Source organism: Phytohabitans rumicis (assembly GCF_011764445.1).
Taxonomy (GTDB): Bacteria; Actinomycetota; Actinomycetes; order Mycobacteriales; family Micromonosporaceae; genus Phytohabitans; species Phytohabitans rumicis.
On sequence record NZ_BLPG01000001.1, the window covers coordinates 1141767 to 1156056 of the forward strand.

Here is a 14290-nt window from a genome sequence, read left to right on the forward strand (position 1 = left end):
CCGTCCGGATTCTTTACCGCCGCATAGACGCTGGCGGTGCCGCTGGCGAACCGGAGGCTCAGCCGTTGACCAGCCGTGCCGGTGAAGGTCACGGTGGCGTTCTGGCCGGGCACCGTCACGGTCGGGGTGACCGGCGGGCCGGACACGGTCGCCGCGTACCCCGGGTCGGCGGGAACGTCGTACACCTGGAGGGTCATCGTGCCGACGGCGTAGGTCGACGGGTCGATCTGCACGCGGTAGGTGCCGGTGGCGGGCAGGGTGATCGGGTCGACGAAGTCCGCGGTGCCGACGTACCAGCGCGCCCTCAGATCAGTGCCGTCCGGATTCTTGACCGCCACATAGCTCGACGCCGTACCGCTGAAGCGGAGGCTGAGCCGCTGCCCCGCCGTGCCGGAGAAGGTGATCACCGCATTCTGCCCCGGCACGGCGGGCGTGACCGTGGTGGCCGTGCCGTCGGTGGTCGCGGTGGCCGTCAGGTCGGCGGGCACGCTCCACGCCTGCACGCCCATCGAGCCCAGCGCGGAGCCGGTCGGGTCGAGCAGGACCGTGTAGACGCCGTCGGCTGGCAGGGTCAACGGCTCCACGAAGTCGCTGGAGCCGACGTACCAGCGAGCCCTGAGGATGGTGCCGTCCGGGTTCGTCACCTGGCCGTAGACGCTCCCGACCCCGCTGGTGAACCGCAGGCTCACCCGCTGCCCGGCCGTGCCGGAGAACGTGGCGGTGGCGTTCTGGCCCGGCACGGTCGTCGCCGCGGTCACCGCGGTGCCGTCGAGATCCAGGGTCACCGCGCTGTCGACCGGCACCGCGACGACCTCTACCAGCACCGAACCGGTGAGCACTCCTTGCGGGTCGAGCGACAGGGTGTAGGTGCCGTCGGCCGTCAGCGTCCGGGCGTCGAAGAAGAGGCCGCCGCTACCCACTCCGGTCGAGCCGACCAGCGTGGTGCCGTCCGGTGCGGTCAGGGAGGCATAGAGGCTGCCGCTGGACGAGCCGTAGGTGCTGCCGGCCACCCTGACCGCGACGCGCTGCCCGGCCAGTCCGTCGAAGGTGACCGTCGCGTTCTGGCCCGGCACAGTCGTGGTGGCGGTGATCGCCGGGCCGCCCACGGTGGTCGCGAACGTCACGTTCACCGTGTCGAAGACCTGGACCGTGACCCCGCCGACCGCGGCGCCGCTGGGGTTCAGGAGAAGCGTGTACGTGCCGTCGCCGGGGATCGCGACCGGGCCGAGCAGCACGCCGCTCGTGCCGAACCCGGTGGACGAGACCAGCGTGGTGCCGTCCGGCCTGACCACCGAGGCGTACGCCGCGGAGGAGCTGCTGCCGTACGTGCTGGCCGACAGCTGGATGCTGATTCGCTGACCGGCCGTCGCGCCGAAGGTGACCGTCGCGTTCTGCCCCGGCGTGCCGGTCGCGACCGGCACCGCCGGGCCACCTGGCGTGGCGGTGGCCGTGGGATCGGCCGGAACGTCGTAGACCTGTGCGGTCAGGGCACCGGTTCGAAACGAGGCGGGATCCAGCAGAATCGTGTACGTCCCGTCGACGGTCAGCGTCCTCGTGTCGATGGCGCACGAGGTGCCACAGTTGATGGCGCTGACGAAGGTGCTGCCATCCGGCGCGCGCACCGTGACGGTGGCGTACGAACTGGCCCCGAACGTGCCGGACGTGAACGCGAAGTAGACCCGCTGCCCGGCGGTGCCCGCGAACGAGATCACCGCGTTTTGCCCCGGCGTCGAGATGGCCGCCGTAACGCCGTCACCGCCGGGCGACACGCTCACCGCCACGTCGGCCGGGACATCGTAGATCCGGACCATCAGCGAGCCCGTGTAGCCGCTCTGTGGGTCGAGGAAGATCGTGTACGTGCCGCCCGACGGCAGCACCCGCGTGTCGATCACGCAGGACGTGCCGCAGTTGAGCGCGCTGACGAAGCTGGTGCCGTCCGGCCGGCGCACCAGCACCGTCGCGTACGAGCTGGCTCCGTACGTACCCCGGTGAAGTTGACGAAGACCCGCTGCCCGGCGGTCCCGACGAAGGTGGCCACGGCGTTCTGGCCGGGCGTCGTGGTGGTCAGGGTGACCGCCTCGCCGCCGACGACCACGTCGAACGCCCCGTCCACCGGCACGTCGTAGAGCTGGACCGTCAACGAACCGGTGTACAGGCTCTGCGGGTCTACCCGGATCGAGTAGCTGCCGGTGGCGGCGAGCGCGGTCGTGTCGTAGCGGCACGAGGTGCCGCAGCTGATGGCGGACAGCACAGTGCCGCCACCCGGTCCGGTGACGGAGACCGTGGCGTAGCTGGACGCGCCGAACGTTCCACCGCTGAATCCGAAGTAGACACGCTGCCCGGTCGTGCCGTCGAAAGTGACGACGGCGTTCTGGCCGGGCGTCGTCGTGGTGACGGTGACCGCGGCGCCGCCCGGATTCGTCGCGGCCGTGGCGTCGGCGGGCACGTCGTACGCGGTGACCACGACCTGCCCAGTGGCCGTGCCCTGTGGATCGACGAGCACCTGATAGGTGCCGTCGGCGATCAGCGCCCGGGTATCCAGAAACACCCCGCTGGAGCCGAATCCGGTGGCGCTGACCAGGGCGCTTCCGTCGGGCCGGTAGACGCTCACCCGCGCGTTGCTGGTGGACGAGCCGAAGGTGCTGGAGGCCAGCCGCAGGCTCAGCCGATGGCCGCTCTGGCCGGGGATCGTCAGCAGGGAGATCCTGTTCGCGGTGGCGACCGCCGCCGTCCCCGCGACGCCGTAGGCGAGCCGCTGGGTGGTCTGCACGTCGGCGACCGTGAAGGTCGGCGGCGGCACGAACACGTCGCCGGCCGAGGTGGCCGCCCCGAGCGGGCTGGTCACCGTCACCGGCCCGGAGGTGGCACCGACCGGCATGGTCACGGTCAGGCTGGTCTCGGTGGCGGAGGTGACGGTGGCCGTAGTGCCATTCAGGGTCACCACGTTCTCGGCCGCCGCGGCCGAGAAGCCGTGCCCGGTGACCGTCAGCGTTTCGCCAGCGACCACCACCTGTGGAGTCACCGCGTCGACGGCGACCGGGTCCACAGCATGCGCGGCCGGGACGCGCACCAAGCCGACGAGTAGGACGAGCAGGACAAAAAGCGAAAGCCGACCTGAACCGCGGGCCATGGCGACCCTCCCCGTGTACCAGTTTCAGGGCGGTGACGATATCGACGATCACCAGTGTTGTCAAAGGACGGTTTTCGTTGACGGTATACACCGTGGAATCCAACGAAACATCGGCTTTCGCCGCCAGATAATCCATATTGGACAGATATGGTCGGCCACCAAGCGGCGCAGACTGAACACCGACGAGGGCATGGCGCTGGTCCGGGTGGACTACAACAAGATCGGTGAAGCGTCGGAGATGAAATCAGCAAGGCCGAGATTGATGCGGTACCCCTCGCCCGCCACAACTTCCACGGCGAATGGAACTACACGATCCACCCCGAACCAGAAACACAGCCCGGACCGGCCAAGCAATTTCCCGCCGAGCCCTAAGCGTCGGCCGGGACGGGTGGCGCTATATCGGGTGGGATCGGCTACTCGAGGCCGAGGTTGCGTTGCAGGCGTTGGTACTGGTTGGTCAGTTCGGCGTCGATTCGTTCGGTCTGTGAGGTGGTGAGGGTGACGGCTGGTTCGCGGTGAGGGCGTGCGGTGAGCATGCGGGTGCGTAGTCCGGTGGGTGGATGTGAGGCGAACAGGGATACCTCGTCGCGGATAGACAGTTGGCGTAGCAGCGGTGCTTGGGCGGTGCTGGTGGTTCGGGCCTGGGCTACCGCGGTGTGCCAGTCGTTGAGGCCGCGTCCGGCGCGGGCTTCGCGGCGGATGACCATGTCGATGACGTCGGTAGCGAGGAGGGTGTCCATCAGGTCGGCTACGGCGGTGGAGCCAGCGGCAGTGGCGGCGAGTTCGTCGGCGAGGTATTCGGCGCGTTGGGCGTCGCGTTGCCCGGTCCAGACCAGCAGCAGGTGCAGCAGGTACAGCACCCGGGCCGCGATGGCCTGCACGAGCGCGGCGAGTATTTCCCCGACGCCTGTCGTTGCGGTGTTTACCGGTCGGATCAGGTCTGCGGTGGTGCCGAGCATGGTGAAGGCGGGTTGGGTCAGCAGCCCGCGGCGGACGTCGCCGTTGACGAAGTGCCCGAGTTCGTGGCCGAGTAGCGCGATGCGTTGTGGTGGTGGCAGTACCGCCCATAGTGGTAGCCCGAGGCACAGCACGCGGCGGCGGCGGATGCCGACCGAGGTGGTGTAGGCGCTGACGCTCTGGTCGACCGCGATGATATGCGGCGCCGGTGCGCCGGTCGCGGCGGCGACCTGGTCGACGACCGCGAACAGGGTGGGGGCGGTCTGCCGGGACAGCACGTCGATGGTCGGGTCCAGCCGGCCCAGGCGTGGGCGCAGTGTGAATGCCAGGGCGAGCGCGATGATGCCGAACAGGATCGTGACCCGCGGAAAGTCGTACAGCACCAGCCAGACACCGAACGCTGCCAGCAGGACCACAGCGGCCAGTAACAGCAGCGATGCGGTGACGGTCACCAGACGGGCCGCGCTGAGCATGGGACGGTCCAGCGTGCGCTGTGACAGGTCCGCGAATTGACGGCGGGCCAGCCGGTACGCCACCTGGTGCGTCCACCGGTCAACAACGCGGACCCCGAACTCGGGCACCCGGCGGGCCGGCTCGAAACGGCCGAGGTTCCACTCGCACTGCGGGCACCACGGCAACGCACCATGGACGGTAACCGTGGCCGCAGCGCAACGGGCGCACGGCGCGGACGAATCGGTGGTGATCACGGTGGCCGATCGTGCCTGATCGACGGGCGCCAGACCATTGGCCGTTCGTCGAGAGTGGGGCTCACCGCGTCGTCGTGTTGGGGAGGGCGGCGGCGATGCCGTTGAGTACGTGGTTGAACCCGTACTGGAAACGCGCGTCGGGGACATGTGGGAGAGCCGTCCTTCGTGGATGGTGCGGTTGAACATGGGGTACTTGCCGGACTCGACGACGTGCTTGACGTACGGTCCGACGTAGTCGGCCATCCATTGCTTGCGGTCCATGCCGGTGTGTCGGGCATGGCCGAGCCAGCCGATCTCGTCGCGGAACCACCGCGGGCACTTCGACTCGGGCATCTACCGCGCGTCCTAGCCGCGACTCCGCTGGCGCGGACCACTGTGGACACGCAGTGGTCCGCGTCAGCCATCCTGACGCGCCCGCTGGCGACGCTCGCGACGCGCTCGAACACCTTGACGGTTTACTGGGATGCTACGGCGTCGCGTTCACACCAGGCGCGGAACGTGCCAGGCCCCGTCCAAGGAACCAGCGCAAGACCAATCGGCCTCGGCGGCGCCGAGTTCCGACTGCCGCTGCTGATCATGCTGTTCGGGCTCGCCGCCCTTCAAGCCGTCATCCTCAACAAGGCCCTCAGCCTCGTCGTGGTCATCACCGCCCTGCCCGCCCGCCTCGCGGCCGTGCCGATCTCAGCCCTGACGCCGCACTGGACCGTGGTCATCAAACTGCTCCTGGACAGCCTCGCCGGCGCCTGGGGCGGCGCCTCCTGGGCCACCCGCATGCGCTCGTCCACCCTCTACCGCGTCCTGGCTTGACGGTCCCTGCGCTACGCGGCGCGCTATCACGCATTAGCCCTGCTTACCGGCGAGGACCGCACCATCTTCGGCTTCCGCTTCAGCTCCGTTTCAGCACCGACGGCGACAGTGTGTCGGGGCACGATCCCCCGACCGAAGGAGTACGTCATGAGGAACCGCATAAGCATGCTGCGTCGCGTGATGGCCGTCGTGGCGGTCTGTATCGCCTTCATCGGCGCTACGGTGTGGGCCACGCCGGCCTCGGCGTTGGAGCGGTCCACCGGCCATCCGGACACACTCAGCCGCTACTGCGCCGCGTTTCGCAGCGAGTACACGGAAACGCGCGACTCGTACAGTTGCGATCTCGGCGAAGACGCGATCATGTGTTTCACCGATGACCGCGGCTGCCTCTTCTACGCCGCGGAGAGGAAGCCGGGACAGCTGCCCAGCAAGTGCGAGGAAGCCGGCGGCCGCTTCTTCGACGAGATCGTGATCTTCACGTGCGACAAGATCGCGGCTCTTCCCGACTTCGATCTCACGGTGGAGTGCACGTGGGAACAGCTGGGGAACCCAAAGCTCCCGTGCGTAGTCTATTCGGAGCCGCCGATGTAACGGGCCGTCGTGTCAAGCCAATGGAGCCAGCCGCCTGGTCCCCGTTTGCGGCAGGCGCGGCGGCTGGCGGGACGCTCCGTTCGCCGGTCCCGCGATCGTCATCGTGGCGCGCCTGCTGATGCCGGTCAGGGCATCAAGCTTGCTGCGGATCGTGGCGGCGTCCTGGTGGCCGAGATCGTCGAAGATGTCCAGCGCCCGTCGCCACGCGGCGCGGGCGGCGTCGAGATCACCGGCCGCACGGTGGCTGTCGCCCAGGTGGTTGAGGGCGTCGGCCTCGTAGTAGCGATCACCAACGTCGCGAAACAGTTCGACCGCCTGCCGGTAGTGCTCGACGGCGCGGCCATAATTTCCCAGATGGTGGTAGATGTAGCCGAGGCTGTCCGACGCACCGGCCTCGAAGTGGCGGTCACCGAGCCGTCGCAGCGCGACCAGCGCCTGTTCACAGCGTGGACGGGCGCGCTCAAAGTCGCCACACAGGGCGTGATCCCAGCCCAGTGAGTTCAGCGTCCGCGCCACTCCGACCGGATGACCCGCCGCCCGGTACAGGCGCAAAGCCTGCCGGGCGTGGCACAACGCCCGGTCGTGCCTGCCCTGCAGGTTCGACAACCAGCCCATCTGGTAGTAGGCGAAGGCCTGACCGGCGTGGTCGCCCAGCGCCTCGTACAGGTCGAGAGCGTGCCGAAGGTGGCTGTGGGCTTCGTCGTAACGGTGCAGCTTGGCACATGCGGTGGAGTAGCCGCAGTGGGAGCGCGCCTGCGCGACCAGGTGTCCCTGGCGTTGGGCGGCGTCGATGGCGGCGCGCTGGCTGGCGACGTGGTCCTCCCGATGGCCCCACCGGCTGAGGAAGTCTTGAACGGCCCAGGCCAGTTGCCAGGTGTGCGAGTCGAACCCGTTGTCCACGGCCTGCCTGACCACAGCGAGCAGCACGGCCCGCTCCGCGGCGAACCAGGCGACGGCCTGATCTCGGTCACCGGGCTGCTCCGACACCGCGGCGGCTTCAGGCGGCGAAACAGCGATCGGCTCCCGTTTCGGGTTGATGAGCTGACCCGCCGACAACGCGGTGTGCAGGTGGTGGTCGAGCAGCCGGCGCGCAGCCGCGGCCCGTTGCGGCTCGCCCTCCTCGCCGCGGCTCAGGCGTGCGGCGTATGTCCATAGTAGATCGTGAAGCGTGTAACGGTCCCGCGTGGGCTGCGTGAGCAGGTGTGCGCGTACCAACTCGGCCAGCGACGGGCGGACCTCGGCGGCCGGGACCCCGGCGAGGCTGGCCGCCGCGGCCACGGTGACATCGGGGCCGGGGTGCAGGCCCAGCAACCGGAACAGTCGGGCGGCATCGGGGGTGAGCGCCTGATAGGACCAGGAGAACACCGCCGCGATGTCGGTACCCACGTCCGCGGCGTTGAGGGCATCCAGCGTGCTGGTGGCTTCCCGCAACTGGCCGGCGATCGAGGCGACCGAGAGTTCGGGGTGGGTGAAGCAGTTGGCGGCCGCGATGGCCAGGGCCAGCGGTAACCGGGCGCATCGCTCGATGACCTCCCGGGTGGCTGCCGGTTCGGCAGCCACCCGGTCCGTACCCAGTCGGTGCGCGAGCAGGTCGCGTGACTCGTCGCTGGTGAGAAGGTCGAGGGTCAGCGGGTACGCGCACTCGGCCGTGACCAGGGCGGTGAGCTGGTTCCGGCTGGTCACCACCACGACGCACCCCGGCGCCCCGGGCAGCAGGGGTCGGACCTGCTCCACGTCGCGGGCGTTGTCGAGCACCACGAGAACCCGTTTTCCGGCCAGCACACTCCGGTAGAGGGCGGCCTGTTCGTCCACGCCGGCCGGGATCCTGTCCATCTCGATGCCGAAGGCGCTGAGAAAGCCTCGCAGCGCCACAGCCGGATCCACCACCAGCCCGCCCGGGTCGAAGCCGCGAAGGTTGACGTAGAGCTGCCCGTCGGGGAAGTGGCCGCGCACCCTGTGGGCCCAATGCACGGCCAACGCGGTCTTACCCACCCCGGCGGTGCCGGACACCGCGGCGATGACCACCGCCGCGTCCGGGCTCGCCGCACCGGACCGCACGTGCCCCGTCCGGATGAGCACGGTGTCGAGGCGGGCGATCTCCCGGGTACGTGCGGTGAACGCGGGCACGGCCAGCGGCAACTGCGCCGGCACCACCCCCACTTTCGGCGCGGGCTGTACGGTGATCGCGGGCGCGGGCGGGTCAAGCGACGCGTCCTGACGCAGGATGGCCGCCTCCAGCTCACGCAGGGGCTGACTGGGGTCGATGCCCAGCTCTTCGCCAAGGCTGCGTCTCAGCCGCTGGTACGTCGCGAGCGCGTCGGCCTGCCGGCCGGCCCGGTACAGTGCGATCATCAGCTGACGATGGATGTCCTCATCGAACGGTCGCGCCGAGGTCAGCCGTTCGAGCTCCGGCACGAGTTGCGCGTGCTCGCCCAGCATCAGGCGGGCTTCGGTGAGGGCGCTTGCCGCCTCATGCTCGATCTGGACCAGGCGCTCGGCCTGCTCGTCCAGCCAGCCCAGCCCGGCCACGTCCAGCAGCGGCCGACCTCGCCACAGCGCGAGCGCGCCGCGAAGTTGCCTGACTTTGACGGCCGGATCCGTTGACTGTCGCGCCTGGCGGATCAGTCGCTCCGCGGTCTCGACATCGGTGGCCTCGGCCCCGATGTTGAGCACATAGCCCGGTGGCCGGGCGACGATCGTGGCCTTCGCCCCGAGGACGTTGCGCAGGTAGGACATGTGGCGTTGGAGCGTGTTCTGTGCCGTGCTGGGCCCGTTGCCACCCCAGACGACGTCGATGAGGCGGTCGCTGCTGACAATCTGGCCCGGGTGCAGGCCGAGCACCGCGAGGACGGCCTTGCGCCGCAGACCTGGCACCGGGTGGCACGTGTCGTCGACGGCCACCTCGACCGGACCCAGAAGTCTCACCTGCATGCGACCGTCTCCCCGGGCTAGATCGGATTCAGGCTAGCGGTGCGACACGGCCGGCAAGGGCGGACGGTCGCGCACCGGACAGGATCCTGGGATCCGGCGTTTCAGCCTCGCGTCAGGTCGGTGCCAGCCATCGACGCCACCGTGTCTTCGAGCCCGCCATGAGAGATCGGGCCATCGACGAAAAGGGGATACGGAAATGTCGAAACGGAGACTCAACTGGTCGGCCGCCGCGGTGGCGGGTGCCTTGCTCGCGTCACTCATCCCGCTGGCGGCGGGGTCGTCGGCCGCGGCTGCCGATGAGACGGAGGTCGGGCCGATCGAGCAGACGAAGACCGACCTCGCCCGGCAGTTGCGGCTGACCGCGACTGATCGGGTCGCTGGTCAGGCGCTGTTCGACGCGCTGATCCGCGACGGGGTCGTCGATCCCGCCACCGTCTTCGCGAAGTCGGACTCGGCGGCTGGCGCGGGGTTCACCCGGCTGGCAGCCGCGGCGGACGCCGGCTTGAAGGAGTTCCTGGGGCTCACGAAGATGACCGACTCGACGCTGGCGGTGTACCTGGCCGACCAGGACGGTCAGCTCGCCAAGGGCGTCCCGCCGCTGTTCGCCGCCGCACCGGAGGAGGACGTCGAGGCGTCCACGCTCACCGCCGAGACCATGGACGGCAAGCAGGTGGCCGTCGATCTGACCACGGAGCCACCGGCACCGCTGATCATGGTCAGCCTCAACATGGAGAACATCACGCCCCAGGCGATGTACGCCGTCAGCGCCGCGTTGAACGCCGCCGGCGTGCTGAGCGACGTCCTCGTCCCGGTCGACCCGCCCAAGGCGACGCGGCTGGACCGCATCAGACTCAAGGACGTCGAGGAGCCGGGAGCGGGCAAGTGGTGGTGCCCCGGGAGCCTCTGCGACGCGGAGGTCTTCGTGATCGCGATGGGTGGCAGCAACGGCCAGCCGCGGGCGGACGTCGTGCCGTTGTACGAGGTGAACGTCCCCAACAAGACCTACTACCCATTCAAGACGATCGTGAATTGGGAGCGGTTCAGCTGGAGCAAGATCGACCTTCTGATCATGGAGAAGGACGCCACGGGTTGTCAGGCGCCCTACTCGAAGTACGGCACCGCCGTCGCCGGAGCGATCACCAGCCTGGCCGGCGGGCCCACGTACGTGCCGCTCAACACGGCCGCCCGGAACGCGCTGAAGGACAAGACGAAGATCTGCTCGTGGCCGCTCTCCTACACCGTCAACCCACCCGACTACATCGACCACTTCGACGGGGTGACCCAGGGGTTCGTGAACGACCGGGTCGGTGCCTCGGGCAACGCCAGCGTCTTCACGACGCTCGTCACCCTCTGACAGCCTGACCGATCCGTCGCCGCGTCCCGGCCCAATCGGCCCGGGGCGCGGCGTCATAAGCGCGTCCTGATGTCGTCGTGGATGTCTTTCATGAACAGCGGCATCGACGCCGCCGTGCACCCGCCATCACGCCAGTCCGTCCACCGACTGGTGGACGGACATGTCGGTCACTCCGTTGTCCCGTCCACTGTGTACGGCCGGCACGATGGACGCATGAGCGATGACAGCGCGATCACGGTTCGTGGGCTGCGGAAGGTATACGGAAAGCTCGCCGCCGTCGACGGGGTCGATCTGTCCGTCCAGCGGGGCGAGGTCTTCGCCCTCCTCGGGCCCAACGGTGCCGGCAAGACCACAACGGTCGAGATTCTGGAGGGGTACCGCAAACGCGACGGCGGCGACGTCAGCGTCCTCGGCATCGATCCGCGCGACGCCGGCCCCGACTGGCGCTCGCGCATCGGTATCGTCCTGCAGTCGACCGGCGAGTTCGAGGAGCTCACGGTCAACGAGGTGGTGAGCCATTTCGCCCACTACTACCCGCACGCGGACGATCCGGCGAAGGTGATCGATCGGGTCGGCCTCGGCGAGAAGCGCACGGCGAAGGCCAAGACGCTCTCCGGCGGCCAGCAGCGCCGGCTCGACGTGGCGCTCGGCATCATCGGCCGGCCGGAACTGCTCTTCCTGGACGAGCCGACCACCGGCTTCGACCCGGCCGCCCGGCGCGAGTTCTGGGATCTCGTGCGCGACCTGGCCGCCGCCGGCACGACAATCCTGCTGACCACGCACTACCTCGACGAGGCGGAGGCGCTCGCCAACCGGGTCGGCGTCATCGCGCGCGGCCGACTGGTGGAGGTCTCGACGCCGGCGACGCTCGGCGGGCGCAACACCGCGAAGGCGACCGTACGTTGGCAGGCTTCCGGCCGGCCGCGGCAGGAGGACACCGACACACCCAGCGCGCTGGTCGTCGACCTGGCCCGGGAGTACGGCGGCGAGGTGCCGGAACTGATCGTCTCGCGGCCCACGCTTGAGGACACCTACCTGCGGATGATTGGTGAGGACGCCTGATGACCACCACGACCCGAGAGCGGTTCCGCCCCAACCCGGTCGCGCTGGGCCTGCTGCGCTCCGGGCTGGAGATCCGCCAGTTCTTTCGGGCCCGCGACTCGATGATCTTCTCGTTCGCGTTCCCGATCATGCTGCTGGTCATCTTCGCCTCGATCTTCAACTTCGAGATCGCACCTGGCGTCAAGTTCACGCAGTACTTCATCGCCGGCATGATCGCCGCCGCGCAGCTGACCAACGGCTTCCAGACGCTCGCCATTCAGATCCCGATCGAGCGCGACCGCGGCGTGCTCAAGCGGCTGGCCGGCTCGCCGATGCCGCCGGCGTCCTACTTCATCGGCAAGGTCGTGATGGTGTACACCATCGGGCTGATCGAAACCGCGCTGATGCTCGCCATCGCCGGCACGTTATTCGACCTCTCACTGCCCGACACGCCCGCGAAGTGGCTCACGCTCGCCTGGGTGACCATGCTCGGCATCGCCGCGTGCACCCTGTGCGGCATCGCGTTCTCGTCGATCCCGCGCGAGGGCAAGCGCGCACCGGCCGTGGTCACTCCGGTGGCGCTGGTGCTGCAGTTCATCTCCGGCGTCTTCTTCGTGTTCACCAACCTGCCGAGCTGGATGCAGCACATCGCGGCGGTGTTCCCGCTCAAGTGGATGACGCAGGGCATGCGGTCAGTCTTCCTGCCCGACTCGTTCGCCAGCCAAGAGGCGGCCGGGTCTTGGGAACTCGGCAAGGTAGCGCTCATCCTGGGGGTGTGGGTGGTGATCGGGTTCACGCTGTGCGTGCTCACGTTCCGCTGGACGGCCAAGGAAGAGCGTTGACCGAGCCGGCCGGCGCGGTCGATTTCTGGCAGCGGTACCTCGCCGGCTGGCACATCCTGGCCGGCGCGACGATCCTGATGGTGGCCGTGTTCGTCGCCATCGACGACTCGACCCCGTTCGGTCGCGGCATCGCGATGACCTCGCTCGCCCTGCTCCTCGGCTGGTACGCGCTGACCGGCATCCCCGCGCTGCGCCACGAGGACGACCGGCTGGCGTTCGGCTACTTCGTCGGCGTCACGGTGCTGCTCAACGGGGTCTTCCTGGTCACGATGGCCGGTTCGTTCCTGCTGTTCATGCTCAACCCGCAGATCTTCGCGATGGTGCGCAGTTGGCGGGTGCGGTTCGGTGTGATGGCGCTGCTGTACGGCGAGATCGGCGCCTGGACACTGTTCCACATCGGACTCAACACGCACGCCCTCAGCATGGTCGGCCTGTGGGTGCTCATTCCCATGCTGTTCGCGCTCCTGATCGGCACGTACATCACCGGCATCATCAAGCAGAGCCGCGGCCGGGCCGAGCTGATCGACGAGTTGCGGCGCACCCAGGCCGAGCTCGCGGCCGAGCGGCACGAGGCCGGCGTACGGGCCGAGCGCGAACGGCTCGCCATCGAGATTCACGACACGCTCGCGCAAGGCTTCACGAGCATCCTGATGCTGGCCCAGGCCGCGCGGGTCGCGCTGGACCGCGACCGGGAAACCGTCGAGAGCCAGCTCGACCTGGTCGAGCGCGCCGCCCGGGAAAACCTCGCCGAGGCACGGGCGCTGGTCGCCGCGCTCGTCCCGCCCGACCTCGCCGACCGCAGCCTGGTCGAGGCGCTCGTCCGTCTGGCCGACCGGCACACCCGCGACACCGGTGTGCCGGTCGACGTGGCCGCGTCCGGCCAGCCGGCCAGTTCGGCGCCCGGCACCGACGCGGTGCTGCTGCGTGCCGCGCAGGAGGCCCTGGCCAACGTCCGCCGGCACGCCGGGGCGTCCACCGTCCACATCGCGCTGTCGCGCGACGACACGTCGTCGACGGTCGCGGTGACCGACAACGGTCAGGGCTTCGATCCGGCCGCGGTCGACGCCGGGTACGGCCTGCGGGGCATGCACAACCGGGCCGTCGCGTTCGGCGGCACGTGCACGATCGAGTCCGCGCCCGGCGCCGGCACGACCGTGCGCGTCAGCCTCCCGGAAGGACGGGCGATGTGATCCGAGTACTGCTCGTCGATGACCACCCGGTAGTCCGGGTAGGGCTACGCGGCATGCTGGAGTCGGCCGACGACCTGCGCGTCGTCGGCGAGGCCGGATCGGGGGACGAGGCGCTCGTGCTCGTCGCCGCCGTGCACCCGGACGTGGTGCTGATGGACCTGCGGATGCCGGGCACCGACGGGGCGACCGCGACGGCGCGCATCGTCGAGCGCTTTCCGCAGACGCGAGTGCTGGTGCTCACCACGTACGACACCGATGCCGATATCCTGCGTGCGATCGAGGCAGGCGCCACCGGGTACCTGTTGAAGGACACGCCGATCGGCGCGCTGGTCGAGGCCATCCGCGCCGCCGCCCGGGCGAGACCGTACTGGCGCCACCGGTCGCCGCCCGGCTGGTCATCCGCATGCGCACCCCGGCCGGGGAACAGTTGACGCCGCGCGAGATCCAGGTGCTCGCGCTGGTGGCCCGTGGACTGTCCAACGCGGAGATCGGCCGCGAACTGTACATCGGCGAGGCAACGGTCAAGACCCACCTCCTACGAGCATTCGCCAAGCTAGGCGTCAACGACCGCACAGCCGCGGTAACGGCCGCCCTGGCCCGAGGCATCCTCGATCCCTTCCGTTGATCAACTGGTGGTCAGGTCGAGGGCGGCACGGACCTCGTCGCCTTGCCAGCGGGATGGGAACGCGTCTTGCAGGGTCCCAGACGGCCCGGATGAGCGTGCGTTGGCGTTCGATGTG

9 protein-coding genes and 1 pseudogene are annotated in these 14290 nt (G+C 69.2%); 7 read left to right on the forward strand and 3 right to left on the reverse strand.

Annotated features, from left to right (window positions below; translation table 11 throughout):
* Positions 1–1888: 1888 nt before the first annotated feature.
* Entirely contained in the window at positions 1889–3130 is a 1242-nt protein-coding gene (locus Prum_RS04825; protein WP_173074319.1) for an IPT/TIG domain-containing protein, read from the reverse strand.
* Between the two features lie 413 nt (positions 3131–3543).
* A complete protein-coding gene (locus tag Prum_RS04830; protein ID WP_246277643.1) occupies positions 3544–4794 on the reverse strand; it encodes a M48 family metallopeptidase in 1251 nt (416 codons plus the stop codon).
* A 498-nt stretch (positions 4795–5292) separates the two neighbouring features.
* On the opposite strand from Prum_RS04830, the gene Prum_RS04835 reads away from it, so the two are divergent.
* A complete protein-coding gene (locus Prum_RS04835) occupies positions 5293–5601 on the forward strand; it encodes a hypothetical protein (RefSeq protein WP_218577057.1) in 309 nt (102 codons plus the stop codon).
* 147 nt (positions 5602–5748) lie between these two features.
* Complete coding sequence (locus tag Prum_RS04840; protein WP_173074321.1) at positions 5749–6192, forward strand: hypothetical protein; 444 nt, start codon at positions 5749–5751, stop codon at positions 6190–6192.
* Positions 6193–6204: 12 nt separating this feature from the next.
* Here Prum_RS04840 and Prum_RS04845 read toward each other — a convergent pair whose 3' ends face one another.
* Positions 6205–9123, reverse strand: a complete 2919-nt coding sequence (locus Prum_RS04845) for an AfsR/SARP family transcriptional regulator (protein ID WP_173074323.1) — start codon at positions 9121–9123, stop codon at positions 6205–6207.
* 196 nt (positions 9124–9319) lie between these two features.
* Here Prum_RS04845 and Prum_RS04850 point away from each other — a divergent pair, with 196 nt between their 5' ends.
* The 5 genes and pseudogenes from Prum_RS04850 to Prum_RS04870 all read left to right on the forward strand — a co-directional run bounded on the left by Prum_RS04850 (position 9320) and on the right by Prum_RS04870 (position 14175).
* Positions 9320–10477: a DUF3103 family protein gene (locus Prum_RS04850; protein WP_173074325.1), complete on the forward strand. Its 1158-nt coding sequence runs from the start codon at positions 9320–9322 to the stop codon at positions 10475–10477.
* A 213-nt stretch (positions 10478–10690) separates the two neighbouring features.
* Positions 10691–11539, forward strand: a complete 849-nt coding sequence (locus tag Prum_RS04855) for an ABC transporter ATP-binding protein (RefSeq protein ID WP_173074327.1) — start codon at positions 10691–10693, stop codon at positions 11537–11539.
* Entirely contained in the window at positions 11539–12360 is an 822-nt protein-coding gene (locus Prum_RS04860) for an ABC transporter permease (protein WP_173074328.1), read from the forward strand. Before Prum_RS04855 ends, Prum_RS04860 begins: the two co-directional genes overlap by 1 nt.
* The gene (locus Prum_RS04865) at positions 12357–13550 is read left to right on the forward strand and encodes a sensor histidine kinase (protein ID WP_173074330.1); all 1194 of its coding nucleotides are present in this window, start codon (positions 12357–12359) and stop codon (positions 13548–13550) included. The genes Prum_RS04860 and Prum_RS04865 overlap by 4 nt, the downstream gene beginning before the upstream one ends.
* Positions 13547–14175, forward strand: a pseudogene (locus Prum_RS04870) (response regulator). Before Prum_RS04865 ends, Prum_RS04870 begins: the two are co-directional and overlap by 4 nt.
* Positions 14176–14290: the final 115 nt, after the last annotated feature.